The following is a 24,124-nucleotide window of genomic DNA, read 5'->3' on the forward strand; positions in this document are numbered from 1 at the left end:
GCTGGGTTATTGTAAGCTGTTTGGTGGCTAATTATTATAGGGTGAAATATGTGCGTCAGTATTGTTTTGTAAAAAAATACCCTAGAACCTGACAAAAGCCACGCGTGGGACTTAAAGCTGCATTGAGGCGGTGCCAGAGCAAGGTTAGTCCCATGTCTCAGGCGAGCTCACCTATGATGACTGATCACTGCTGCTAAGGGGATGGAGATGAAGCCGCTGATAACGCTGATAATGCTATGGATGCTGGCCCTCGTGTGTTATGCGGAGCCCACCGTAGCGACGATGGTTTTGTGCCACGAAGAAGAAGACTCTTACCCTTGGATTTTGAAAGACCGGCTCGGGCTTGATCTGGTGTTATTAGATAAGGTAGCTAAAAAATTAAATATAAAGCTTCAAATGCGCCCCTTGCCCTGGGTGCGTTGCTTGCATGAATTAAAAAACAATCATGTTGATGGTGCATTTAAGCTGAGTTTCAGTACGGATCGTTTGGTGCTTGGCCAGTACCCTATGTTGGAAGATAAGCCCAATATTGCACAAAGGCTGCATTCAGACAGCTATAGCCTTTATAAAATAAAAGGCAGTGCCGTGAATTGGAATGGTGAAAAAATCAGCCATTTAAATGGAGGGGTGATTGGTGCGCAAACCGGATTTACGATTATTACCCAATTAAAAGAGTTGGGTGTGCCTGTGGATGACCAGTCACGCAGTGCTGAAGTCAATTTTAAAAAATTAATAGCCGGCCGGCTGGCTGCCGTCGCCTTACATACGAATGAGGGTGATATGGAGCTGAGTTTAAAAGCAGATTTCTCTAAGCGGATAGAAAGAATTATGCCGCCTTTAATTGAAAAAAATTACTATCTGGTGTTGTCTCATGATTTTTATAAAAACAACACCAGCTTATCGCAACAGATCTGGCTCACGTTAGCTAAAGTGCGGGAATCTTCTGAATTTAAAAGAAAAGTTTCTCAGTTTCGCTAAGGAGTGAATTGGATGTTTGATGCCTTTGTGATTGATTGGCGTTAGATAAAAGCGGGCGCAGGACTCTCAAATATTAAATACATCGTCTTTTATCGCCAGGCTTCTTTGCCACTTTGTGTTTTCGCTTATTTAATCCCTATTTCTGCCAGCCAAGGGCTTTGTGCAAGGCTTTGCTCATTGGCCAGCAGCGTTAAATATTCGCGCGCACGGGTGATGGCTACATAAAAATGCCTGCGTTCATTGGCGGCATCTGCACTGTCCCGCAGTACCCAATCACCCAGCTGCGGCAAAATCACATGCGCCCATTCGCGGCCCTTGGCTTGCTGCACGCTACTGACCACCACGCGCTGCTTATTAAATTGCTGATAGCGCTGGCGGCGCTTCAGCCCCTCTTTACAGTATGCCGCCGGGCCAGCGTTACCTAGCTCGGCGATCAGTGTTTTAAGCAGATGCAGACGTGCTTTGGCCGCACGGGCTGTAGGGGCGGTAAGGGCGACGAGCGGCTTTAAATTAAGCTGCTCTGAGAGTTCTTCAAGGCGCTGGGCTAAAGGCACTTTTTCTTCTTTGATTCTGACAAAGGCTAGGTGCGCCATTGGCGCGGGGATGAGTCCTTTTAAAATAGCGTAGGCATCGGGCAGCCAGTCCAGGCGGTACAGGGGTTTGTTTTCATGATCTGTGCTGATCAGTTCTTTTTGAAAGTTGCTGATTTGCTCTTCGCTGATTTCCCATGCTGGCGATTGGATCAGTGCTAAAAACGCATCGATATCGCTGCTGTCATGCACGATGGGTGTGCTGCTGGCCAAGTAGCAGAGGGCTTGGCAAAGTAGCGCTGCCTGGCGCAAAAAGTAGGGGCGACTGCCTTCCATCCGGTAGGCGATGCCCGCTTTAAACAGCGCATCTTCTATGGGCTTGGATGCATCGGCTTCACGCACAAGGATGGCGCATTCGCTGAGGCTGCGGCCAGTGGCCTGCCAATCTTCCAGAAGTGCGCTGGCGTCGGCTTCATGCTCAGTTTTGCGCAGCTTGGGGCGCGTGTAATGGCTGGCTTTGGAGCGCACTTCAATCGGGCTGCCCAGTGGTTTAATCAGACGGGTGGCAATCTGATCAAGGGGGCGGCCAAAGCGAAATGAGCGGGATAAGCCAAAGGGTGTGGATTGCGCTTCCCATGCTTTAAATGCCGAAAACGTGGTCAGGCCGCGCCATTCGTAAATATCCTGTGCATCATCTCCCACCATCAGCATGCGTACGCCAGCTGCTTGCATATGACGCAAGATTTGCTCATGCACTGGCTTGGTATCGTGAAATTCGTCCACCAGTACCCAGCGTATGCCAAGCTGTTTCAGGTCTTTGGCTATCATCTCTGGCTCCCGCAGTAAATCAAATGCGGCATCGCCGGGGGCCAGAAATTCTAAACGCTCACGGGCATTTTCAAAGCGTTTAAACAGACGGTAACGCTGACGGCTAAGGCCAAGGCGCATCAGCGCATCGTCCACATCGAATTCATCTTCTTCCTCGTCCAGCTCGCCCCACAACGCGAAAGGAGGGGTATTAAATGACAGACTAACTTTTGCATCGTCGATAAACTGATGCAGCATGGCTAAAGACTGGCTGTCGCTCGGGATACGCACTTCGTCCTCAAGCAGACTATCGTTCAGGATGCCGATAGCTTCGTTCATGGCTAGGTCAATTAAATTGGCGAGCACATCGGGCCGCTGTCGCCTCGGTCTGAGTCTGGAGCGGCCGGAGTGCTGTGCAAACACCCGCAGGGCGTAGCCATCGAAGGTATAGGATTGCGGCGGTGGCAGCTCTGGAAAATGGCTGCGGCAGCGTTTGATAAAGGTATCCCGCCCGCTGTTGGAAAAAGTAAGTACCAGCGGGCTATGGCCTTGGCTGTGCAGTTTTTTATAAGCAGCGACCAGTGTGGTGGTTTTTCCTGTGCCTGCACGGGCGCAAATGAGTCCGCAGGAGGGGTGAGGGTGTTCTAGCCAATTAAAAATGGCCTGATGTTCACTATCCCATTCCAACTCGTGCATGATGTTCTTCTGTAAGTGCTGCGTAAAATACGCGGGATTTTAAAATAATACTCGCTGGGCGCAAGTGTTTTTTACACTGGCCTGCATGATAAATCAGGATGGATATGCGTAATTGGGTTAAATGCAGTCTTGCTTCTGTGGCGTTCTGTGTGCCATGTGCTCAGGCAGACAACTTGTCGGTTCTTGCTGGGGGGATGAAGAGCGCTCAAAGTGATCAGACATCCTATGCATGGACGTTGTCTTATATGCATGATCTGAACGAAGACCTTGCTCTTAGTTTTTCCTGGCTGAATGAAGGCCATGTGGATGATCATCATCGAGACGGGCATACCTTTCAGTTGTGGGGAAAAACCAAGGCGCTGCATCCCAATGTCATGCTGGCGGCAGGCTTAGGCCCCTATCGTTATTTTGATACCACGCGGCGAACCTCAGAAAGCCGTGGTTATTTAAACGAGCATGGCTGGGGGGGCATTTTTAGTTTGCAGGCGACCTGGCAAGGTGAAAGTAACTGGCAATATCAGCTGCGCTTTAATCATATTGAAACCCCTCATAGCATTGATACCAATTCAATCATGCTGGGGATGGGGTATCAGCTGACTCCCATGGCTTTTGACGATATCAGCTGGCCTGGTGCTAGGGGTAGGCAGGAGGTAGTGCTTTATCTGGGTCAGACCATTGTAAACAGTTTTGGTTCAGAAGTGGCCGATGCCGCTGCTTTAGAATATCGCTATGCTTTTGCGCCGGGGGTAAAAGCCTCGGCTGAGTTCATCCAAGAAGGTGAAACGAATCGTTTGCGTCGCAGCGGTGTTGCCTTTCAGGCATGGTATGAGCCCAGTTTTTTTGACGATAAGTTCAGCGTAGGGCTAGGGGTGGGGCCTTATTTTTCTTTGGGTAAACGCTACCGGAATAATCGCCCGGATGAAGAGAAAAAAGCAGTTTCAGGCCTGATTACGCTCGCAACAAGCTACCGGTTCAGTGATCACTGGCGCGCCCGTGTGGCGTGGAACCGCACGGTAACTTCGTATGATAAAGACACTGACGTTATTTTGCTGGGGCTGGGCTATTCGTTTTAAACAAACAGCAGCAGAAATGCTGCTGTTTGCTTAGGGTAGATAAGGTGAGGGGTTGATTGCAGTGCCCTTAAAGCGCAATTCAAAATGTAGCATCACCTTATCGCTGTCTGTATTGCCCATTTGGGCGACATTTTGTCCCTGCTTAATGCTCTCGCCATCTTTTACCAGAATCTGCTGATTGTGGGCGTAAACGGTCAGGTAGTCTTGATTGTGCTTAATAATTAATAGCTTGCCATAGCCGCGCGCTTGCGCTGCATAAATGACTTTTCCACTGGCGGCCGCGTAAATAGCTGATCCGGCGGTTCCGCCAATATTAATCCCCTTATTTGTTTTGCCATTAAAACCCTGCAAGACGGGGCCTTTATTGGGCCAAGCCAGCTCTATAGCAGGTGCCTTTGCGGGAGGGGCTGCAGGCGGGGGCGTAGGTTTGGGTTTTGCCGGGGTGCTGGCTTGGGGGCCAGGGCTGCCAGACCCCACTTTAAGAATCTGCCCAATTTGAATGGTGTTATCGCTCAGCTGGTTTAAGCGCTGAAGCTCACTGACGCTGCGTCCGGTGCTTCTGGCGATGCTATAGAGCGTATCCCCGGATTTAACTTGGTATAAGCCGTCACCAAGCGGGGCTGTGCCGCAGGCACTGATGAGCAAAAGCAGCAATAGAGCGCGGCAGGAGGAAAGGGATGGGCAGATAGGCATGCGCATATTTTAACATCCTGTGTAAGGACTGCTCAGGGTATTAATTGGAATACGCAAGGGGCTTGCCTAATACTGTCTTGGTGCTCAGCCGGGCATCCGGCGCTTTCTGCAGATGCCCGATTCTCAATCAGTATTTCTTAGCTACACCTTCATGCCCATCGTCGCCGAGGTTGTGAGCCCGGCTAGGCACTAGCTTAAACGATAGCGGCTGACTTCTTTTTGCATGGTGTCTGCCAGCTTGCGTAATTCTTTGGCTGATGCTGCCTCGTGTATTGCTGCAGCATGTGCTTCTTCTGCCATGCTGGCGCTGCGCTCAACCTGCAAGGCCATGGCGTTGCTGGCTGCGCTTTGCTCATTGATGGCCAGCGCGATATCACTGACCTGCTCCACGACCAAGTGCGCGGCGCTGCGAATTTCACGCATGGCATCGCCCGCTTCGCCCACGAGTGATACGCCCTGATCAACCCGGCCCACCACATCCAGCATTCGCTCCGCGGCACGATTTGCACCCTGATGGATGCGGTCTGCAGAATCCACAATCAGCCGGGTAGAACGTGTTGTGCGCTCTGCTAGTTTACGTACTTCATCGGCTACTACGGCAAAGCCTCGGCCTTCTTCGCCAGCGCGGGCCGCTTCAATGGCCGCGTTCAGTGCCAGTAAGCTGGTTTGATCGGCAATTTCCTTAATGATTTGCACCATGCTTTGGATTTCTTTATTGCTCTCCTGCAGCTCACCAAGCTCGCGTGAGGCTTCATTCACTTGGGCCGCGATGCCATAAATTTGCTCAACGGTATTGTCGATGATGGTAATGCCCATCTCGGCCTGTGCATGCGCTGTCTGGCTTACGCTATGCGTGATATGGCTGCGCCCGGCAATCAGGCTAATGCTGCTGCTGACTTCTTCAATATTGGCAGCCATCGAAGAGGCCATTTCACTGGCTGTTTCCGCATTAACAGACTGCTGCCCGGCCATTTGTGCAAGTGCCGTTGCTGCCTGATTAACATCCCTGCTGTTTTTTTGAATTTGCTGGAAAGAGCCTTGGATATGAATGAATACCTGATTAATGGTTCTGACCATTTCACCAATTTCATCGTGGCTGTTCTGCGGAATACGCAAGGAAAGATTTAAATGGCTGGCAATATTTTGCATGGTATTGACGGTATCTTGCAATGGCCTGCGGATTTGCAAGTAAATATAACTGCCAAAACCAAGTAATAAAATACAACTGATGATCACAATACTCAAAAAAACGATTTTAGCCTTTTGCTGCTGGCTATTAAAAGATTCACGCGCTTGCGCGATGGCCCGGGCATTTTCATCGGCTGATTTTTTTAATTCGATATTTACTTGCATGCCCACACTGGTGCCATATTGCTGCACATAGGCTTGGGCTTCTTCTTCCTTGTTTTCTTTTGAAAGCTTCAGTACTTCAGTAAATACCGGGTAATAGGCATCCAGTGCAGCGCTGAGTGCGGTGGTGTTGTTTATCCAATGATTTAATTTTAATTTCTGAATAGCTTCGTCAATTTCCTGCGTTAATTCCTGAATACGGGGTTCATGTTTCTTTTTGCTTTCGGCATCGTGAGCCATTACGTGCTGATAAAGCTGCACGCGCCGTTCTTTAAATGACAGGCTAATTTGGTTTAGTGTGTTAATAGCAGGAATATTCTGCTCGGCGATGGTTTGTATGGATTGATTTGCATCATTTAATAGTTGCCAAGCGATGCTGGCAATGAGTAATGAAGCACTGAGGGCCAGCGCAATAAGAATAATGAGTCTTTTAGAAATCGTCATACCGGTCTTTTATGTTTTATGCCAAACGAGGGGCGGATCATAGCCCTAAGTGCATAAAAATGGCATATAAATAACAATGATTATTGTTACTGGTATGATTTGTATAAGTATTTTAACTTATGTGAAATATAAAAAAACAGCACCCCTGTAAAGAGGTGCCGAGGGGTCTATTGCGCCTTGCTTTCTCTAAAATGACTACTTTCTAATGAGGTAAAGCACGCAAGGTGGATATTGAATAGTTAAACTGTTTTTGCAGCGTAATAACATTTAGCGCACATGGCTAAATATCTTGAATTGCCCCCAATCACAATTTGCTCGCCTGATATCTCTCTGAAGCCTTGAGCATTAATTCGCGCATTCATGGTGGCTTTTTTGCCGCAGAGGCAGATTGTTTTCATTTCTTCCAAATCATCGGCAAGGGCCAGTAAAAAGGCCGAGCCAGGGAAGGGCATGCCTAAGAAGTCTGCGCGCAGGCCGTAGCAAATTACAGGCAAATTATGCTGATGCGCCAGAATATGTAATTGCCTGACTTGATCGGGGCTTAAGAATTGCGCTTCGTCTATTAAAATGCAGGCGACTTTTCTATTCTCGAATAATTGGCTGAAATTGGTCTCGGCGCTGAATATGTCGGCCTGGCGCGTAACCCCTAGGCGGGATGCCACCGTGCCAACGCTGTGCCGGTCATCAATTGCTGCGGTGAAGAGCGCAATATTCATGGCACGCTCCTCATAATTATGAGCAACTTGCAGCATGGCCGTTGATTTACCCGCATTCATTGCGGAGTAGCGAAAATATAATTTGGCCATGGGCGGGGTCTCGGCAAAAAGGCCGCATTCTACGCCGTAAAAAGCGTGCTTGCGAGCAGGCTTTACGATGTTTTAGCCGCAAGCCTGCACAGCTTACGGCTGCTTAAATGTAATCAAATAGCAGCAAACGCCGCCCTGACTTCGGCAAAGGGATAATCTGCCAGCTTGCCAAAGTAAGCCATTTTGCTGGCGCGGTATTTGGTCAGGATGGGCAGCGTAATACCGCAAAGAAAGCAGCTTAATATATGCGCGCTCAGTGGTTTGCCCGCTTTATTCAATAGATCTGCACACATGGCTTCCAGATCTAAATCATTAACCGGAACCAACGCTGGCGACGCGGGGAGGGTGGCAGGTTTGCCGTGGCATACGCTGCAATGGCCACAGGCTGCGGGTGCGTTTTCGTCGCCAAAATACACCGCCAGGGTATGACTCAGGCATTTTTTACTTTCAAAAAGAGACAGCATCTGGCTTAGTCGGCCAATCTCTTTTTGTTCCTTGTCACTAAATTGGCGATAAAGCTGTGCAGATAAGTGCTCAATATCAATGGTGGCGAGTACTTGATAAACGTCGGTCATTTGCTTGGTTTCAAGGCGCAGATATCCGCTTTCATCAAGGTATTCCAATGCAGTAACGGCACGCTGGCGCTGATCAGGAAACGCTGAAAGGAAAGAATCAAAATCAAAGCTGTACCATGTGCGTGCCAGTCTGGAGTGCTTGAGCAACGAGGCAATAAATTCGCGGCGCTCTTCTTTAAAGCTGCCCAGTAAATCGGCTTCGCTCATTTGTAATACAAAACGGTATTCACTGTAATAGCTGTAAAGCGGCTGAATAATGCCCAGCATATTTAAATAGACTAATAATGTTTTTAAAGGCAGCTGGCGAATATTGCTTTGCGATGATAAATCGTAAAGCGTCATTTCCCATTGGTCATTTTCTGTGTTTTCAGCCATGTTTTGTAAAACACTGGCAATAGACACCCGCTCTGGCGTATCGCCATAAACAAAGTTTTGCAGCAGATTTAATCCATCTTGGCTGCCCAGCAGGGTACAAAGCGATTTTTCGCCATCCCGCCCGGCGCGGCCAATTTCCTGGCTGTAGTTTTCTACTGATTTAGGCAGGTCGTAATGAATTACTTGGCGGATGTCGCTTTTATCAATGCCCATGCCAAAGGCAATGGTCGCCACAATCACTTGTGACTCGCCCCGCATAAAATCATCCTGGATTTGCTGGCGAACCACATTATCCAGCCCGGCATGATAGGCCGTCGCTTTATATCCCTTGTTTTGCAGCATGGCGGCTACCACTTCGGCCGTGTTTTGCTGCGTGACATACACCACACAGGGGGCGTTGGGCGTTTTGCCCAGCACATGGACCAAAGTGGCGTCTTTTTGAGCGCTTTCGGTGGGGCGGATATGCAGGTGTAAATTGGCGCGATAAAAGCCCGTAACAGTGACGTGCTGGTCGCTGATGGCAAATTTGGCGGCCATGTCTTTAATCACCGCCGGTGTGGCTGTGGCCGTGAGTAATAGCGCCTGTGGGATTTTTAATTCGCGCTTGTAATCGGGTAGTTTTAAGTAATCCGGGCGAAAGTTATGGCCCCATTCGGAAATGCAGTGCGCCTCGTCGATCACCATCAGTGATACGGGGATTTGTGCGATGAAACGCCGGAACCGCTCGTTTTTTAAACGCTCAACGGACACCATTAAAATCTTCAGCTTGCCTTCCTGCGCATCTTTCATGACTTGCTGCGTTTCTTCACGGCTTTGGCTGGAATCAATAGCGGCCGATACGATGCCCTTGCTTTGCAAAAATGCCAGCTGATCGCGGATCAGGGCCAAGAGGGGGGAAATCACCAGTGTAAGGTGGGGCATCTGTAATGCTGCAAGCTGGTAACACAATGATTTGCCCGACCCGGTAGGAAAAATCGCCATTGCCGAATGTCCGTCTGTCAGTGCTTCAACGACTTCACGCTGACCATTGCGAAACTGGCTAAAACCGAAATAATGTTGAAGTTGTTCAGAAAGCGGTACGGCGTTGAGCATAAGACTTTGATTCCAGAGTGCAAGATAACAAGTTGAAACATTTCAGTGTGGCGGGGCCGAATATTAACAGAGGCGTAAGATTTTTGCCGAGTTATCGATGGGGGTTTAAATGCCGAGGCCAAATAGACCGCTGGCAATAATGAAAGCCAGTGCAGTGTAATGTAAACCAAGCCTCAGTTTTTGATGGCCCAGTGCAGTGGCTTCGGTTTGATGGGCGGCTTTACTTAAGGCGCCAAAGAATAGGCTTTTTTTGAATAAAATGGGCTGCATAAAATAAAAAATCGCAAAGAGCAAAAAACCTGTCCCAAGCAGGATGAGCTCAATGCGGTGATCATTAATGCCTTGACTAAGCCGGTAGACTCCAAGCGCTGCAGGGATGGAAAAGCAGATCAGTCTTGCTGGTAAATGAGAACACATTGCTTCTTAAGTCGCTTTTAATTGAATTATTAAAAAATAAATGAAGAGTAGGTGTGCTTTGATTGATTTGAATTTTTAATCGGCAGTGATGAGTTTTTTAGAGCGCTGACAAACGTTGCTCCGCACGCTTGATCATGCCTCTGAGTAATAAGGCTTGCACAATCGTCGCTGCATTTGTGCTTGCCCAATAGATGCCGATCGCGGCGGGTAAGGAACTCAGCGCGATGATAGAAACAATCACCGGAATCATTAGAACGAGCATGCTGGTGGTATCGCTTGCTGCGCCGGGCATGAGAATCAAGCCTGAAAACATGAGCGCGCCTGTCAAGAGATTCAAAATAAAATCTGGCTTGGCTAAGCTGGCGAGCCATAGACACTTTGATGTAAAGCTTATGCTGCTTAAAGCGTGGAACAACCCCATGCCAAATACACTGCGCGTGGCCATATTGCCGAGCATTGCCTTTGTAATAAATGAAATGCCATGCTCACGATACAAGGCCATGCTTTGCTTGATGAGTGCCTTTGGATTGCTCTTGTGCTGCTCGCTGAGTTTGGCCTGCATGGGTTTGAGTTCAGCCATAGCCAGCTTGTTTTTATGCATTTGATGCGCCGAGGCGAGCGACAGCGGCATCATGGCGGCGCGCATGCAGAGCGTCAGCAGCATAATGGAGAATGCTTCAGAAATACCTAGATGGGATGTCAACATGCTGATGCTTGTTGTAAATACATTCGTCCATAAGGCCCAAAGGTCCATTTTTATCTCCATTATGTATTGAGTGGCTGGTTTTAATTGCGGCTGTATAAAGCGAGTTTGATTCCAAAAGAAATAAAAATCGCCCCGATGGTTCTGTCTGTCCAGCAAGTAAAAGCGTTGCTGATTCGAATGCGCTGGCTAATTTTTGCCGATGAGATGGCTAAAAAGTGGCACCACAGCATGCCATTCGCATTGAATATGCAGCCAAGTAAGATAAATGCAAGAGCTTTGGAGGGGGAATGATCAGAAATAAATTGCGGCACAAAGGCGAGGAAGAAGAGTGCGATTTTGGGATTAAGTAAATTGCAGAAGAAGCCTTGCAGAAAAACCGCCCGGTAAGCCAGCACTTGCACTTGCACTTGCACTGGCTGGCTGATCGCTGGCGCGGCTGGCCTGCTTAATAAAAGCTTGCCACCCATATAGATTAAATAGGCTGCACCGATGTATTTCACCATCGTAAATGCCATCGCCGATGTAGCTAATAGCGCAGAGAGCCCCAGTGCTGCAGCAAAAATGTGCACCAAAGTGCCGCTGCCTATTCCAAGCGCCGCGGCCGAGCCAGATCGCCAGCCCTGCGCTGCACTGCGTGAAACAATCAACAAAGAATCTGGCCCCGGGGCCATATTCAGTAAAAGACCGGAAACAATAAACAAGCCCAGATCGTGAATGCCAAACATATGCGCGCCTTAATTTTTTAAATTAAGGCGCGCATATTATTGCAGCAGGTGGCCGTGTAGCAAGGGCTGCTGCGAGTGAGTGTGGATTGATTATTGGGCGTTTAATCCGTTTCTTTAAGTGCCCTGATCGCTTCCTGCGCCATTGTCAGCCGCACAGCTCTTGCGCCTGCCACCACCGTATAATTTGCGCCGCTTGCTTTTAAATCTGCTTCGTAAAGATCAAATAGCTGATCTCTGTCATTAGGATTTTCGCGTAGGGGGTCTGGCTCCCAAGGGATATCCGGGCGGGTGAGCAGATGGATAGCGTAGTCTTGGGGCCGGTAGAGGGTGGTGAGTGCGTTAGGGCAGTGGCCGTAGCGCACCTCTGCCCAGATTCTGCACACCAGTGCCGTGGTGTCACAGATAAGTAGCGGGGCATCACCACAGGCGGCTTCGGCGGCAAGCTGGCCCTGGGCAATGGCGATGATGTCGCTGAGCTGATAATCATTGCTGCCTTTTTGGGCAAAGTATTCGCGTACGTATTCGGCCACCCATGGCGCACTGAGCGCCATGGACAGATCTTGCGCCAGAGTGGATTTTCCGCTGGATTCCGGGCCGACAATGGCGATTCTCATACGCTGGCCGTCTTGTTTACGAGCTCTTTACGCCAGCTTATCCAGCCAGAGATGGCCAGGGCGGTCAGAATCACATAGAGCACGGCGGTGAGGTGCAGGCCTTTATAGGCGTAAACACCCGAGGCAATCAGATCAAGGACAATCCAATACGGCCAGTTTTCAATTTTTTTGCGCGCCTGCATCCACTGGGCAATCAGGCCAAACACAAAGATGCCTGAATCAAGTAGGGGTAAATCGGTAGGTAAAAACTGCACTTGAAAGCGGGTGACCAGTAGTGTGAGCAGCAGGCCGCCGCCATTAATCAGTAGCCATTCGCGGCGGCTGAGTTTGCTGATGGGCAGTGAATGATCCGCTGCACTGCGTTTCCACATCCACCAGCCATAAAGGGCCAGAGCGGCATAGACAAATTGCAACAGGCTTTCGCCAAAAAGCTTAGCATCAAAAAAAAGCCATACATACAGTAAGCTGGCGATCAGCTGTAGAGGCCAGGTCAGCACATGGCTGCGGGTTGCCAGCCAGATTCCAAGTAAAGATGCGATAAAACCAATGATTTCTAGTGTAGACACAGACAATAGGCTCCAGATTTAAGCGCGCTAAGGCTATATTGCTAAGAAGAAAAAGGAAAGCGTCGTTATGAAAGAATTTGGAGGGGGCCGGTTTAAAGTCGTTAAAGAGCTGGGGCAAGGTGCGCAGGGCTTGGTGTTTCTTGCGAATGATACGCAGTTGGATAGATTGGTTGCGATTAAAGTATTGCATAGCCATTCTGCTAAAAGCGTTGACGAAGCCAAAATAGTCAGCCGCTTGCAGCACCCCAATATTGTTGCGCTCTACGATACCCTGATCAGCAATGGTCATCCCTGTCTGGTGTTTGAGTATGTTCATGGTCAGACACTGGCTCAGCTTCTGGCTAAAGAAGGGGCCATGCAGCCGGTGCAAGCCGTGGAAATCATCTGCGGTCTGTTGGAAGGTCTGGCCTATGCCCATGCCGAAGGGCTGATTCACCGTGATATCAAGCCACACAATGTGATGCTCGATGAGCAGAACCGCCCACGGTTGATGGATTTTGGGATTGCCGCCAGGCGTGGTAATAAAGAGCCGGGCGAGATGATAGGCACAGCCGGCTATATGGCGCCGGAGATGATGCAGAATTTGCCCGTAGATGCCGAAGCTGATGTGTTTGCGGTGGGGATGACGCTGTACCAGATGCTGACGGGCAGATCGGCAGCCGAAGGGGAGTCGGTTTATACCATTTTACACCGTGTGGCCAACGAGCCGTTTGTGCCGCCATCCAGTCTGAAAGACAGCGTGGATGAAAAATTGGATCACCTCGTGATGGTGGCCCTGTTTAAAAACCCGCAAGAGCGTTATCACGATGCCAAGGCGATGTTGCTGGCGCTGCGTGAATGGCTGGGTGGGCAGAATCAGCCTGAAAGCGGCGAGGGCAGCGGCAACAGTACGCTGGATTTTTTGCTCAGGCGCATGCGCCATACCGCTGATTTTCCTGCCTTATCGCAAGCCGTAACGGCCATCAATAAAATTAACGAGGGCGATGCAGAGCGCTTACAGGTTTTATCTGAGGTGATTTTGCAGGATTTTTCGCTGACCAATAAATTACTCCGAATTGTGAACTCTGCCAGCTTTGGGCATTTTGGCGGCACCATCAGCACGATTTCCAGAGCAATTGTGATTCTGGGTTTTGATGCCATTCGTAATTTAGCGATTACGCTGCTGCTGTTTGAGCATATGCACAATAAGGCACAGGCTATTACGCTGAAAGATGCCGTGCTGAGTGCCTTTTTTGGTGGCGTTTTATCGCGTGAGCTGGGTAAAAAAAGCGGCGCGCGGGATGTAGAAGAAGCCCTGATTTGCGGCATGTTTACGGCGCTGGGTAAGCTGCTGACGGTTTATTATTTTCATGAAGAAAATATTGAAATTAATAAACGGGTGCAGGCAGGTGGTAACGAAGAGCACGCATCGGTGCAGGTGCTGGGCTTAAGCTTCAGAGAGCTGGGCATGGGTGTGGCGCAAAGCTGGAATTTCCCTGAGCGTATGCTGGTCAGTATGCGTCATCTGCCTGAAGGGCCGGTGAAACCGCCGCAAAATCAAACCGAACGGCTGCGTTTATTTGCCAATATTGGTGCGGCGCTTGTGCCTTTGATCCACTTGCCCCCTTCTGCTGCAGAGCGCGGCCTCCATGAGGTTGAGAAAAGGATCAGGCCCGCCTATGCCTGGAGTGCACGTGAATTGGGCGATCTACTGAAGGATTCGGCATCGGCTTATTTGGGGTATTTGGGTATTTTAGGGGTAGATATTCAGCAAAGTGATTTTGCCAATCAGCTGCGCATGCTGACGGGCGTACTGACCGATAAAAAGAATGCGCCGCAGGTGGCAGATACCTTAGAAAGAGCGCAATTACGCACAGGCCAGTTTGATTCCAATTCAGAAACGGTGACGCCGGATGAATCCATACGGCCTGCTGCGGAATCTTTATCAGCGGGAGTGCAGGATATTACAAACACGCTAGTGACGAGTTTTAAATTAAATGATTTATTAAGAATGATTTTAGAAACCATGTATCGGAGTATGGGCTTTGAGCATGTTTTAATTGCGACGCGTGATCCTAAAAAAAATCAGATCGTAGGGCGTTTTGGTTTTGGTACAGATATCGGCGAAATTATTCCGCGTTTTCAAATAGATTTAGATAAGGCCGTGGATGTTTTTCAGGTGGCAATGGAAAGAAACGCAGATATTTTTATTGAAGATATCAATATGGATTCAATCAAAACTCGTATTCCGTCCTGGTATCGCAGTGCGCTAACATCGCAAACCTTTATTATTTTCCCCCTTGTGCTGGAGAAACGCACCATTGGTTTGCTTTATGCCGACAAAACCAAGGCGGGCAATTTAAAAATAGCGGGTAAGGAATTAAATTTGCTCAAAACGCTTAGAAACCAGGCTTTGCTTGCGATCAGGCAAAAGCAGATGGGGCTATAGCAGGTAAAATCAAATTTAGATTAGAATTTTTTCTGGAATGAAATGTATAAATATCTATTGTTTATAAGTATTGTTTTTATATTTTCCGGGTGTTGCAGCTATCAAACAACGGTTAACGAAACACGATGGGTGACTGATCGTGCAAGTGAGCCTTTAGCAAGAGCAGAGCTGCGATGCCAGAGCGAGGCACTGCAGCTTGCGGAGCAAGAGGAGAAGAAACATAACTTAAAAACGCAGGAACAACTTTGTGCTGAGATAAACAGCAAGGAACAAATGACCTTTGTTTCCCGCTCAGGAAAGGTCCTGGATAATCAAAGTCCTCAATTAATTGCATTTCGATCAAGACTTTATGAAAAATGTTTGGGCGAAGAGCGGGAGCAATTAAATCAGCGTTCAAAAAAATATGCTGAAGGTCTCTTTTTTGACCGATGCATGACTGAGCGTGGTTTTTCTCAAGAGACTTTTCAAGTTCAGCGTTGTCATGGCGGGCTGAATTTTATGTGATTAAGATGTCTTTACAGGTTTTGTTTATATTTTTTGAATTGTTTTTATCAATTTGTAAGCGTTATATGCTTTAGGGGGAACACGCTTTGTGCTCCCCTTGATATTAATTAAGCAAGCAACTTACCCGTAAACCGGTCCCGGTTTGCCCAATAATCGCACTTCGGGCATTTTTCGCCAGCGGGATAATCGCTGCCTTCTTCGTGCGGGCAGCCCAAAATGCGCTCAGGCGAGATCACTGAAAACGCATCGTGGCTGGCGATGAAGGCCAGTACTTCTGCAATAACGGCGCCATTCTTGCGAATATCACTCTCCTCATCTAGCCAGCGCTCCATTGCTGTTACTTCGCCGCCTTCTTCCTGAATAATGCCCACAGAAACTTTGCTGGCAAGCTGATTGTCAGGTCCATAAAAAGTAACGGTTGCGATGGGATAGCCTTGAAAGCCGCGTTTGGCTTTTTTCTTCAGCTTGTCCTGATACTAGGTTGCTTTGAGTGACATGTTCAACGCCTTAATTTTACTGAGCCGCGCAGTTTACGCAGCTCAGGCCTGCTTGAATACGCATGCCACTCAGTGGCCTTAGCTCGTAAGCACTTCGCCTCTTGAGCTGACAGGGCGAATTTCAGTCGCCTGAGACCAGACAACTTGCCAGATGTCGTCGCGCATCTCGTAAAAATCGGTATGCCAGTATTGTGCAGGCGGCACGGTATAGCCACCAAAAATAACTGACAGGCTGGAGCGGTAGCGGATGATGGCGGCAGAGCCAAATACGCGCACGTCGATTGTGGATGGTTCCCAGTTTAGGTATTTGATTTGCCCGCCAGCAATTGCCCCCAAATATTGGGCCTTGCTCAGCGTGTCGCCCACAGGGGTTATCAGCTGAAAATCCGGCGCATGCAGGGCGCTAGCCGCTTCGATATGGCCCTGAACTAGGGCGGATAATCGGGCGTGTTCTGTTTGACGAATATGGTTGGCAACGTTCTGAGTAGTCATGGCAGGGGCTCGTGAGTGAGATGCGATAGCTTAGATCTGATCATATTGCGTGCTGATGTCATTGTAATGTCTGTGATGGTACGGTGAACGATTAATCTATGCCCTGCTTGCGGCATTCCTGCCAATATGCTGCCTGCGCTCTAGAGTGGGTGTAAGCTTTGCACTTGGCTTGGGAGGATCATCATGCAGAATTTTAGTTTCTACGCGCCCACACGTATTCATTTTGGGCAGGGGCAGGTGTCGCAACTGGCGGGGGAGATTCCTGCGGGCAGTCGGGTGCTTTTGGTTTTTGGTGGTGGCAGCATTAAGAAAAATGGCGTTTATCAGCAGGTGATTGCGGCTTTGCACCAGCATGAAATCTTTGAATTTGCAGGTATTGAGGCTAACCCAGAGTACGAAACGCTGATGCTGGCGGTGGCTCAGGCGAAAGACGCTGAAGTGGATTGGGTACTGGCCGTGGGTGGGGGATCGGTTATCGATGGCGCTAAGTTTATTGCGGCAGCCGCGTTGCTGGAGAAGGAGATTGATCCTTGGTTGATTGTGGGTAATCGCACCCCGGTCCGGCGCGCCTTGCCGATTGCTGTGGTGCTGACTTTACCTGCTACAGGGGCTGAGAGTAATTTTGCTTCGGTGATTTCACGCCGTGCTACGCAAGATAAAATGTCGTTTAAAAATGCCATGGTGTTCCCGCGCTGTGCGGTGCTTGATCCGGCGCTGACGCAAAGCTTGCCTCCGCGCCAGATCAGTAATGGCGTAGTCGATGCGTTTATCCATACGACCGAGCAATACCTGACTTACCCAGCCGAAGCGCGTTTACAGGATAGATTGGCCGAAGGAATTTTATCCACGCTGATCGAGGTCGGGCCGACCACGCTGGCTTATCCCGAAGATATCGACGCTCGGGCTAACTATATGTGGTGTGCCAATCAAGCCTTGTTTGGTTTGGTTGGCGTTGGGCAGCCACAGGATTGGGTAAGTCACGCCATCGGGCACGAGCTGACTACGCTTTACGATATGGATCACGCCCAGACGCTGGCGGTGGTGCTGCCAAGCTTACTGCGATATTGCTTTGACGATAAATTACTTAAACTCGCCCAATATGGCCGCCGCGTGTGGGGGCTGACTGGTAGTGACAACGAAGTGGCCCATGCTGCGATTGATGCCACGGTCGATTTCTTTGAGCGTATGGGTTTGCTCACGCATCTGGCAGCATACGGGCTGAATGCAGATGAAGTGGCGCTGGCTGTTGGTGATTTACTGCCTAAGCATAAGGCTTTCCCGCTGGGGGAGCGTGGCAGGCTGACATTGGCCGATTGTATGGCGATTGTGCGGGCGGCGGGTTAGGGCGTAATGATGTGTTGTGCAATTGCATTACATCTTAAACTGAAGTGAATATTGAGGCGGCTAAGGAAGTCAAAGAGATATTGATTACCTTATTCGCCTCGTTTTACGTGCTTCGGCTCTATCAGTAAAACACTGTAATCAAGCGATTAGATCATGAGTAAATTTATTGAACCCTAGTTCGGATTGTGTGCTATTGCAGAGAGCCTTGATCGATTTGTTTTACAGCAGAGGCGGCCCCTTAAACTACGATCAAGGCTTTGAAAAATGTGCTGATTTACTTAGCTAGAAAGTGTTTTCTGGCGGCAAGGGCTGTATCACTAAAGTCAGAAAATACGCCGTCTACACCCAGTGCGAAGTAAGCTTCGTATTCTGCTTCAGGGTTGCCTTTGAAGTCTGAGGCTAATAATTTGGCTTCATTGCGAAAAGTAAACGGGTGTACAAATAGCCCTGCTTTGTGCGCATCCTGCACCACACTAGATGGTGGTAGAAGTGTTGCATCACGCTGGTCGATTTCTTTATCGCCGTTTACATCGATCTTTTTGCCCTCTGCATCCGTTTTAAATTTCCAGCTCATCAAATAAGGCTTCCAAGGGCCGATGCCATCTGCAAACTGCTTGATTTCTTTGAGTCCTGCCGGGGTCAGCATATCGGCAAAGCTGCGTGGGTCGCCGTTTACGACAAAATCGTAAGGCTTGCCCGAATCTATACTGCCATCTGCGCGCACCTCGTTGCCATCGACTAAAAAGACCAGCTTGACGGGGGTGAGCTTACGTAGTGTTTTAAGATTGCTGGTTTCAAATGATTGAATAAAAACGGGGGCATCTTTGTGGTTGAGATCGTGTTTTTTGAGTGCCGCAATCAGTTTTTCTTCTAGCGGCAGGCCGAGTTGCTGGTGCAGAGTGGGGTGCTTGGTTTCTGGATAAATACCGATGTCACGGCCGGTTTCTTTTGATTTGGCGGCGCGCAAGGCCAGTACCTCATCAAAAGTCACAATCTCAAACTGGCCGTTATAGGCGGCAGAGCGGTCAGCGCGTGGCTGAATCGCTCTGAGTGTTTTGATTTCGGCGAGGGTAAAGTCAAAAACAAACCAGCCTTCTTCCTCTACGCCATCAATTTTAAATTTGCGTTTACGTGCAGCAAATTCAGGGTGCGATGCAATATCGCTGGTGTCTTTAATATTGGGCTCATGGCGCACGATGAGTACACCATCTTTGGTGGAAACCAAATCAGGCTCAATATAATCAGCGCCCATGGCAATGGCTTTGCTATATCCGGCTAGCGTGTGGTCAGGCAAATATCCTGCTGCGCCTCGATGCCCCAGTACAAGGGGCGCTTTGCCCGTTAATGTGGGGGCCGCAAAGGCTTGCCCGGCTCCGCTTGCTGCGATCATGATGGCTAAAACAGACCATTTCTTCATTGCTTACCCCGTTTAAAAAACAATAAATCAACAAAAAACAACGCAAAGCAACAGTGTTGTGTTTTTTATGAAAGGAGGCTATTGCTTAAATCCACAATGAGGGAGGTCTGTATCCGTTGGGGAATGTCAGGGATTAGTCTTGTTTCTATCCGGGGGCTGTTTTTGTGAAAGAGCTTTAGCCTTAAAGGTTTTTCTGGCAAAACGTTCAGGCTAAAGCGGTGTAGAGGCTGGCGTTGTTTAGTGCGTTAAAAAGTGCTTTCTGGCCGCAACGGCCGTATCGCTAAAGTCAGAAAACACGCCATCAACACCCAGTGCAAAATAAGCAAGGTATTCTGCTTCAGGCTTACCTTTGTAATCGGAGGCTAAAAGCCCCGCCTCGTTACGGAAAGTAAAGGGGTGGACCAGCAGCCCGGCCTTATGTGCTTCATGCACCAGATTGGTGGGTGCTAAGAGCACGGCATCACGCTGATCAATTTCTTTATCGCCATTTAAATCAATGATTTTGCCATCGGCTCCTGTTTTATATTTCCACCCGATTAAATAAGCTTTCCACGGGCCTATGCCATCTGCAAATTGCCTTATTTCATGCAGCCCCGCTGGCGTCATCATCTCGGCGTAGCTGCGCGGGTCGCCGCTGATTACATAATCGTAGGGCCGGTTTGCAGCAATGCTGCCATCCGGGCGCACATCGTGGCCATCGACTAAGAACACTAATTTTACGGGGGTTAGTTTGCGTAATATTTTAAGGCTGTGCGTCTCAAAGGATTGAATAAAAACGGGCGCATCCTTGTGGTTTAAACCGTGTTTAGTCAGTGCGGCAACGAGCTTTTCTTCAAGCGGCAGGCCTAGTTGCTGATGCAGGGTGGAATGTTTGGTTTCTGGGTAAATACCAATTTCACGGCCAGTTTCTTTGGATTTTTCCTCTCGTAGCGTGAGTAATTCATCAAAAGTCATGATTTGAAATTGCCCGTTATAGGCCTGAGATCGGTCTGAGCGGGGCTGAATAGCCCTGAGGGTTTTAATTTCTGCCAGCGTAAAGTCAAAAGTAAACCAGCCCTCTTTTTCAATGCCATCGATTTTGAATTTGCGCTTACGGGAGGCAAATTCGGGGCGGGATGCCACATCGCTGCTGTCTTTTAGCGTGGTTTCGTGCCGCACAATCAATATGCCATCCTTGGTTGAGACTAAATCTGGCTCGATATAATCTGCGCCCATTTCGATCGCCATACGATAGCTTGCCAGCGTATGGTCAGGCAAATAACCCGATGTACCGCGATGTCCAATCACTAAAGGCGCTTTGCCTGTCAGGGTGGGCGCTGCATAGGCGGCGCTTATCGCGGCTATGATGGCGGCGAGTGCCAAGTACTTTTTCATCAATATTTAACCCATGTAATTAAGAAGTCAGCGTGCTGTGTTTTTAAAAGGATTCTAAGGCTTTCATTCCCTACGAGGGTAGTGCACTTTTGCACTAGCTCTGCTTGTCACGGCTCTTTCAGTACTATGACAATTGCGACTTGTCTTGCAGATGATCAGGATCAAGCCGCTTTCAGTACAACTCCCTTACATTGATGGCTTCTGATTTGATTCGCCAAGCATGGCGTAAGCGAAGTGATATGCGGGTATTTAAAGCTGATGTGGTGATTGTAGGGGCAGGTGGTGCTGGTTTGCGGGCGGCGATTGCTGCGGCAGAGGCCGACCCAACTCAAACGGTGGCGCTGCTGTCTAAGGTTTACCCCATGCGCAGCCACACGGTGGCGGCAGAGGGCGGATCGGCTGGCGTGGTGCAGGCGCATGATAGCTTTGAGCATCATTTCAATGACACGGTTTCTGGTGGTGATTGGCTGTGCGAGCAGGATGTGGTCGATTATTTTGTGGGCGAATGCACACGCGAAATGGTGCAGCTGGAGCATTGGGGCTGCCCGTGGAGCCGTAAGGAAGACGGCCATATCAATGTGCGCCCCTTTGGCGGCATGAAAATTGAGCGCACTTGGTTTGCGGCAGATAAAACAGGCTTTCATATGCTGCACACGCTGTTTCAAACCTCGATGAAATACCCTTCAATTACGCGTTTTGATGAGTATTTTTTGGTCGATTTAATCGTGGCCGATGGCCGCGTGCAGGGCATCCTGGCGATCGAAATTGCCAGCGGTGAATTTATTCTGATCGAAGCGGGCGCGGTCGTGATGGCTACCGGTGGTGCTGGGCGGGTGTTCCGCGAAAATACCAATGGTGGGATTGTGACTGGTGACGGTATGGCAGTGGCTTATCGCCACGGCGTGCCGCTGCGCGATATGGAATTCGTGCAATACCACCCTACCTGTATGCCCGGCACGGGCCTGCTGTTTACCGAAGCCTGCCGTGGTGAAGGCGGCTTACTGGTGAATAAAGAGGGCTATCGCTATCTGCAAGATTATGGCCTAGGCCCCGCCGAAGATAAGCCGCGCAATAAGGCGATGGAGCTTGGCCCGCGAGACAGGCTTTCGCAAGCGTTTTGGCATGAAATGCAAAAGAATCGCACCATTGAAGGCCGCTATGGCGCGGTAGTGCATCTGGATTTACGCCACTTGGGCGCAAAAACACTGCACGAGCGTCTGCCGCAAATTTGCGAGCTGGCGCGCGAATTTATGGATATCGACCCAGTAACTCAGCCGATTCCTGTGCGCCCTGCGGTGCATTACACCATGGGCGGCATTCCGGTGGATATCCACTGTGCGGCATCTCTGCCCGGTCTATTTGCTGCAGGCGAATGCTCTAGCGTGGGGATTCATGGTGCGAATCGTCTTGGCTCTAATTCCCTTGCCGAGCTTTCTGTTTTTGGCAAAGTAGCGGGCGAATCCGCCACGCGCTATGCCCAATCAGCAGGGCCAAGAAACAGCAATGCCTTACTAAAATTAGCCGAAGCGGCTGCCTTGCCTGCTTTGCAAATCCGTCAGCAGACGGGCAGCGAGCGTGCGGCCGATATTCGCCGTGAAATGGCGCAAACCATGGAAGACGGTTGCGGGATTTATCGCTTAGAAGCCAGCATGCAAGCCACTTGCCATAAATTGGCTGAGCTAAAACAGCGCTATCAAAATATCCGCGTTGAAGATAAATCCACCGTATGGAATAGCGAATGGCTGCTGGCCATCGAGCTGGGCTATCAGCTGGATGTGGCCGAAGCCATGGCGCACTCAGCGCTGCACCGGCGAGAATCACGCGGCGCGCATCAGCGCCTTGATGGCTATGAAGCGCGCGACGATGTGAATTTCTTGAAGCATTCCCTTGCGCATTACCAAGGCAGCGCAGCGCCAACACTCACTTATAGCGATGTAAAAATCACCCGCTCAGCACCCAAAGTGCGTGCCTATGGCGCGGCTGGGGAAGCCGCCGAAAAGATGGAGAAAAACGCATGAATACCCAAGTAACCGTATCCATCCTTCGCTACCGCCCGGAGCAAGACGAGCATCCGGTCTGGCAAGATTATGCGGTGCCCTTTAGCGATGATTTATCTGTGCTGGGCGCGCTGAACTATATCAAGGACGAGCTGGATGGCACATTAAGCTTTCGCTGGTCTTGCAGGCAAGCCATTTGCGGCAGCTGCGGCATGATGGTGGATGGCAAGCCTGCCTTGGCGTGTAAAACCTTTCTGAGGGATTACCCAAAGGGCGTCAAAATCGAAGCGCTGGCGCATTTCCCGATCGAGCGAGACTTGGTCGTGGTGATGGACAGCTTTATCGAAAAGCTGGAAAGCGTGAAGCCCTACCTTATCCCGAAAGAAGCCAAATCTTTGCAGGAAGGGGAATACCTGCAAACGCCTGCCGAAATGGATGTGTACTCGCAATTTGCAGGCTGTATTAACTGCATGCTGTGCTACGCAGCCTGCCCGCAGGTGGGGCTAAATCCCGACTTTATCGGCCCCGGTGCCATTGCGCTGTTACAGCGCTACAACCTAGATTCGCGTGATGGCGGTGCAGACGAGCGCATGGCTTTGATTAACTCGCAAGTCGGCGTATTTAACTGCACTGCCGTGGGGTATTGCTCCGAGGTCTGCCCAAAAATGGTTGACCCGGCCAATGCGGTGAATATCAATAAGATGGCAAGCGCACGCGACTTTTTCTTTCGCTTTTTGCCTTCACCTGATCAAAAAGGCGGCTGCAAATGAATGCCAGAAAACCCTATATCCGCCCTATGGCCGGCTGGTGGCAGCGCAATCCTTTTTTTATTGAGTATATGGTGCACGAAGGCACGGCCTTTTTTGTGCTGGCTTACGCGCTGGAGCTACTCGCGGGGCTGATTTGCCTTACACAAGGCGAGGCTGCATGGAATAGCTATCGTGCCTTTATGGCGAGCGGGCCGATACTGATCATTAATCTGGCAATCTTTGCCGCGATGCTTTACCACGGCTACACATGGTTCAAAATCATGCCGCGCACCTTGCCGCCGATGAAAATTGGCGGACAAAAAGTCGCAGCAGCCACTATTACAGCGGCAGGCATTGCTGCTGCTGTGGGTGCGAGTGCGCTGGTGTTTGCAGTGCTGTGGTTTTTAGCGAGGGGAATGTGATGAAAGCCAATTTAAAGCGCTCTAACGAGCCGATCTTCTGGCTGCTTTTTGGTGCGGGCGGTATGTTGTCTGCGCTGATTGGGGCCGTGCTGGTCTTCATTACCAGCTTTGCGGTACCGCTAGGCTTGCTGCCTGCAGAACTCTTTTCTTACGCAAATATGCAGGGCTTTGCCCAGCACCTTGTGGGCAAAGCTTTGATTCTGGCTATTATTGCGCTGTTTTTATGGCATGCGGTACATCGTATTTTTCATAGCCTGCACGATGTTGGTATTCACGCTGGCCCCGTGGCGCGGCTGCTTTGCTACGGTATTGCCTTTGTCGGTACAGTGGCAACACTGTGGGCGATATTGGCTATCGGTTTTTGATGGCAGGGTGGTGTTGCAGTTGCGCTCTTTTGTGGCTGGAAATGCAGCCTTACTCTGATGGTTTTTGGGGTAAATAATGCCATGTGTG

At 49.7% G+C, this 24,124-nt stretch carries 23 protein-coding genes; 9 read left to right on the forward strand and 14 right to left on the reverse strand.

The features are described from left to right. Positions 1-207 precede the first annotated feature (207 nt). Positions 208-978 (forward strand): substrate-binding periplasmic protein, encoded by a 771-nt coding sequence (locus DYD62_RS10430; protein ID WP_165928624.1) that lies wholly within the window; start codon positions 208-210, stop codon positions 976-978. 125 nt (positions 979-1,103) lie between these two features. On the opposite strand, the gene DYD62_RS10435 is transcribed toward DYD62_RS10430, so the two are convergent. After that, positions 1,104-3,011 carry a UvrD-helicase domain-containing protein gene (locus tag DYD62_RS10435; protein WP_115227278.1) on the reverse strand — a complete coding sequence of 636 codons (1,908 nt, stop codon included), beginning with the start codon at positions 3,009-3,011 and terminating at the stop codon, positions 1,104-1,106. A gap of 104 nt (positions 3,012-3,115) precedes the next feature. Here DYD62_RS10435 and DYD62_RS10440 point away from each other — a divergent pair, with 104 nt between their 5' ends. Further along, positions 3,116-4,084: a hypothetical protein gene (locus tag DYD62_RS10440; RefSeq protein ID WP_132038627.1), complete on the forward strand. Its 969-nt coding sequence runs from the start codon at positions 3,116-3,118 to the stop codon at positions 4,082-4,084. Between the two features lie 30 nt (positions 4,085-4,114). Here the strand turns inward: DYD62_RS10440 and DYD62_RS10445 are convergent, their stop codons facing one another. The 9 genes from DYD62_RS10445 to pnuC all read right to left on the reverse strand — a co-directional run bounded on the left by DYD62_RS10445 (position 4,115) and on the right by pnuC (position 12,447). Next, positions 4,115-4,783, reverse strand: a complete 669-nt coding sequence (locus DYD62_RS10445; protein WP_233702904.1) for a peptidoglycan DD-metalloendopeptidase family protein — start codon at positions 4,781-4,783, stop codon at positions 4,115-4,117. 183 nt (positions 4,784-4,966) lie between these two features. Next, positions 4,967-6,571 (reverse strand): methyl-accepting chemotaxis protein, encoded by a 1,605-nt coding sequence (locus DYD62_RS10450; protein ID WP_115227280.1) that lies wholly within the window; start codon positions 6,569-6,571, stop codon positions 4,967-4,969. Between the two features lie 239 nt (positions 6,572-6,810). Beyond that, positions 6,811-7,377 carry a thymidine kinase gene (locus DYD62_RS10455; protein ID WP_115227281.1) on the reverse strand — a complete coding sequence of 189 codons (567 nt, stop codon included), beginning with the start codon at positions 7,375-7,377 and terminating at the stop codon, positions 6,811-6,813. A gap of 113 nt (positions 7,378-7,490) precedes the next feature. Further along, positions 7,491-9,419 (reverse strand): RecQ family ATP-dependent DNA helicase, encoded by a 1,929-nt coding sequence (locus DYD62_RS10460; protein ID WP_115227282.1) that lies wholly within the window; start codon positions 9,417-9,419, stop codon positions 7,491-7,493. Between the two features lie 105 nt (positions 9,420-9,524). Next, positions 9,525-9,689, reverse strand: a complete 165-nt coding sequence (locus tag DYD62_RS23610) for a hypothetical protein (protein ID WP_172476489.1) — start codon at positions 9,687-9,689, stop codon at positions 9,525-9,527. Between the two features lie 244 nt (positions 9,690-9,933). Continuing rightward, positions 9,934-10,542: a membrane protein insertase YidC gene (yidC, locus tag DYD62_RS10470; RefSeq protein ID WP_172476490.1), complete on the reverse strand. Its 609-nt coding sequence runs from the start codon at positions 10,540-10,542 to the stop codon at positions 9,934-9,936. Positions 10,543-10,622: 80 nt separating this feature from the next. Beyond that, complete coding sequence (locus tag DYD62_RS10475; protein ID WP_115227285.1) at positions 10,623-11,267, reverse strand: LysE family translocator; 645 nt, start codon at positions 11,265-11,267, stop codon at positions 10,623-10,625. A 101-nt stretch (positions 11,268-11,368) separates the two neighbouring features. Further along, positions 11,369-11,881: an AAA family ATPase gene (locus DYD62_RS10480; RefSeq protein ID WP_115227286.1), complete on the reverse strand. Its 513-nt coding sequence runs from the start codon at positions 11,879-11,881 to the stop codon at positions 11,369-11,371. After that, a complete protein-coding gene (pnuC, locus tag DYD62_RS10485; RefSeq protein WP_165928626.1) occupies positions 11,878-12,447 on the reverse strand; it encodes a nicotinamide riboside transporter PnuC in 570 nt (189 codons plus the stop codon). The genes DYD62_RS10480 and pnuC overlap by 4 nt, the downstream gene beginning before the upstream one ends. A gap of 67 nt (positions 12,448-12,514) precedes the next feature. Here pnuC and DYD62_RS10490 point away from each other — a divergent pair, with 67 nt between their 5' ends. Both DYD62_RS10490 and DYD62_RS10495 read left to right on the forward strand, forming a co-directional pair. Next, positions 12,515-14,875 (forward strand): serine/threonine protein kinase, encoded by a 2,361-nt coding sequence (locus DYD62_RS10490; protein ID WP_115227288.1) that lies wholly within the window; start codon positions 12,515-12,517, stop codon positions 14,873-14,875. Between the two features lie 42 nt (positions 14,876-14,917). After that, positions 14,918-15,379: a hypothetical protein gene (locus DYD62_RS10495; RefSeq protein WP_115227289.1), complete on the forward strand. Its 462-nt coding sequence runs from the start codon at positions 14,918-14,920 to the stop codon at positions 15,377-15,379. A 107-nt stretch (positions 15,380-15,486) separates the two neighbouring features. Here DYD62_RS10495 and DYD62_RS10500 read toward each other — a convergent pair whose 3' ends face one another. Continuing rightward, positions 15,487-15,750, reverse strand: a complete 264-nt coding sequence (locus tag DYD62_RS10500) for a hypothetical protein (protein ID WP_207916373.1) — start codon at positions 15,748-15,750, stop codon at positions 15,487-15,489. Positions 15,751-15,954: 204 nt separating this feature from the next. Then, positions 15,955-16,368, reverse strand: coding sequence for a nuclear transport factor 2 family protein (locus DYD62_RS10505; protein ID WP_115227291.1), 414 nt, complete (start codon positions 16,366-16,368; stop codon positions 15,955-15,957). A 183-nt stretch (positions 16,369-16,551) separates the two neighbouring features. Here DYD62_RS10505 and DYD62_RS10510 point away from each other — a divergent pair, with 183 nt between their 5' ends. Continuing rightward, a complete protein-coding gene (locus DYD62_RS10510) occupies positions 16,552-17,712 on the forward strand; it encodes an iron-containing alcohol dehydrogenase (RefSeq protein ID WP_115227292.1) in 1,161 nt (386 codons plus the stop codon). 274 nt (positions 17,713-17,986) lie between these two features. Here the strand turns inward: DYD62_RS10510 and DYD62_RS10515 are convergent, their stop codons facing one another. After that, positions 17,987-19,129, reverse strand: coding sequence for a glycerophosphodiester phosphodiesterase (locus DYD62_RS10515; RefSeq protein WP_115227293.1), 1,143 nt, complete (start codon positions 19,127-19,129; stop codon positions 17,987-17,989). 237 nt (positions 19,130-19,366) lie between these two features. Then, positions 19,367-20,503, reverse strand: a complete 1,137-nt coding sequence (locus DYD62_RS10520) for a glycerophosphodiester phosphodiesterase (protein ID WP_115227294.1) — start codon at positions 20,501-20,503, stop codon at positions 19,367-19,369. Between the two features lie 239 nt (positions 20,504-20,742). Here DYD62_RS10520 and frdA point away from each other — a divergent pair, with 239 nt between their 5' ends. From frdA to frdD, 4 genes are read left to right on the forward strand one after another with little or no spacing between them, the layout of a single operon-like run. Then, on the forward strand, positions 20,743-22,521 hold the full coding sequence (gene frdA, locus DYD62_RS10525; protein ID WP_115228270.1) for a fumarate reductase (quinol) flavoprotein subunit: 1,779 nt from the start codon (positions 20,743-20,745) through the stop codon (positions 22,519-22,521). Next, positions 22,518-23,270 (forward strand): succinate dehydrogenase/fumarate reductase iron-sulfur subunit, encoded by a 753-nt coding sequence (locus DYD62_RS10530; protein ID WP_115227295.1) that lies wholly within the window; start codon positions 22,518-22,520, stop codon positions 23,268-23,270. The genes frdA and DYD62_RS10530 overlap by 4 nt, the downstream gene beginning before the upstream one ends. Continuing rightward, the gene (locus tag DYD62_RS10535) at positions 23,267-23,671 is read left to right on the forward strand and encodes a fumarate reductase subunit C (protein ID WP_115227296.1); all 405 of its coding nucleotides are present in this window, start codon (positions 23,267-23,269) and stop codon (positions 23,669-23,671) included. Before DYD62_RS10530 ends, DYD62_RS10535 begins: the two co-directional genes overlap by 4 nt. After that, the gene (gene frdD / locus DYD62_RS10540; RefSeq protein ID WP_115227297.1) at positions 23,671-24,036 is read left to right on the forward strand and encodes a fumarate reductase subunit FrdD; all 366 of its coding nucleotides are present in this window, start codon (positions 23,671-23,673) and stop codon (positions 24,034-24,036) included. Before DYD62_RS10535 ends, frdD begins: the two co-directional genes overlap by 1 nt. Positions 24,037-24,124: the final 88 nt, after the last annotated feature.

Origin of the sequence: Iodobacter fluviatilis, from assembly GCF_900451195.1 — a bacterium.
GTDB lineage: Bacteria > Pseudomonadota > Gammaproteobacteria > Burkholderiales > Chitinibacteraceae > Iodobacter > Iodobacter fluviatilis.

Coding starts and splice junctions, on each gene's coding strand:
- DYD62_RS10455 (WP_115227281.1), bottom strand. CDS start 7,377: ATGGCCAAATTATATTTTCGCTACTCCGCAATGAATGCGGGTAAATCA.
- DYD62_RS10510 (WP_115227292.1), top strand. CDS start 16,552: ATGCAGAATTTTAGTTTCTACGCGCCCACACGTATTCATTTTGGGCAG.
- DYD62_RS10505 (WP_115227291.1), bottom strand. CDS start 16,368: ATGACTACTCAGAACGTTGCCAACCATATTCGTCAAACAGAACACGCC.
- DYD62_RS10480 (WP_115227286.1), bottom strand. CDS start 11,881: ATGAGAATCGCCATTGTCGGCCCGGAATCCAGCGGAAAATCCACTCTG.
- DYD62_RS10450 (WP_115227280.1), bottom strand. CDS start 6,571: ATGACGATTTCTAAAAGACTCATTATTCTTATTGCGCTGGCCCTCAGT.
- DYD62_RS10520 (WP_115227294.1), bottom strand. CDS start 20,503: ATGAAAAAGTACTTGGCACTCGCCGCCATCATAGCCGCGATAAGCGCC.
- frdA (WP_115228270.1), top strand. CDS start 20,743: ATGCGGGTATTTAAAGCTGATGTGGTGATTGTAGGGGCAGGTGGTGCT.
- DYD62_RS10535 (WP_115227296.1), top strand. CDS start 23,267: ATGAATGCCAGAAAACCCTATATCCGCCCTATGGCCGGCTGGTGGCAG.
- yidC (WP_172476490.1), bottom strand. CDS start 10,542: ATGTTGACATCCCATCTAGGTATTTCTGAAGCATTCTCCATTATGCTG.
- DYD62_RS23610 (WP_172476489.1), bottom strand. CDS start 9,689: ATGCAGCCCATTTTATTCAAAAAAAGCCTATTCTTTGGCGCCTTAAGT.
- DYD62_RS10530 (WP_115227295.1), top strand. CDS start 22,518: ATGAATACCCAAGTAACCGTATCCATCCTTCGCTACCGCCCGGAGCAA.
- frdD (WP_115227297.1), top strand. CDS start 23,671: ATGAAAGCCAATTTAAAGCGCTCTAACGAGCCGATCTTCTGGCTGCTT.
- DYD62_RS10445 (WP_233702904.1), bottom strand. CDS start 4,783: ATGCGCATGCCTATCTGCCCATCCCTTTCCTCCTGCCGCGCTCTATTG.
- DYD62_RS10490 (WP_115227288.1), top strand. CDS start 12,515: ATGAAAGAATTTGGAGGGGGCCGGTTTAAAGTCGTTAAAGAGCTGGGG.
- DYD62_RS10495 (WP_115227289.1), top strand. CDS start 14,918: ATGTATAAATATCTATTGTTTATAAGTATTGTTTTTATATTTTCCGGG.
- DYD62_RS10440 (WP_132038627.1), top strand. CDS start 3,116: ATGCGTAATTGGGTTAAATGCAGTCTTGCTTCTGTGGCGTTCTGTGTG.
- DYD62_RS10475 (WP_115227285.1), bottom strand. CDS start 11,267: ATGTTTGGCATTCACGATCTGGGCTTGTTTATTGTTTCCGGTCTTTTA.
- DYD62_RS10460 (WP_115227282.1), bottom strand. CDS start 9,419: ATGCTCAACGCCGTACCGCTTTCTGAACAACTTCAACATTATTTCGGT.
- DYD62_RS10435 (WP_115227278.1), bottom strand. CDS start 3,011: ATGCACGAGTTGGAATGGGATAGTGAACATCAGGCCATTTTTAATTGG.
- DYD62_RS10515 (WP_115227293.1), bottom strand. CDS start 19,129: ATGAAGAAATGGTCTGTTTTAGCCATCATGATCGCAGCAAGCGGAGCC.
- DYD62_RS10430 (WP_165928624.1), top strand. CDS start 208: ATGAAGCCGCTGATAACGCTGATAATGCTATGGATGCTGGCCCTCGTG.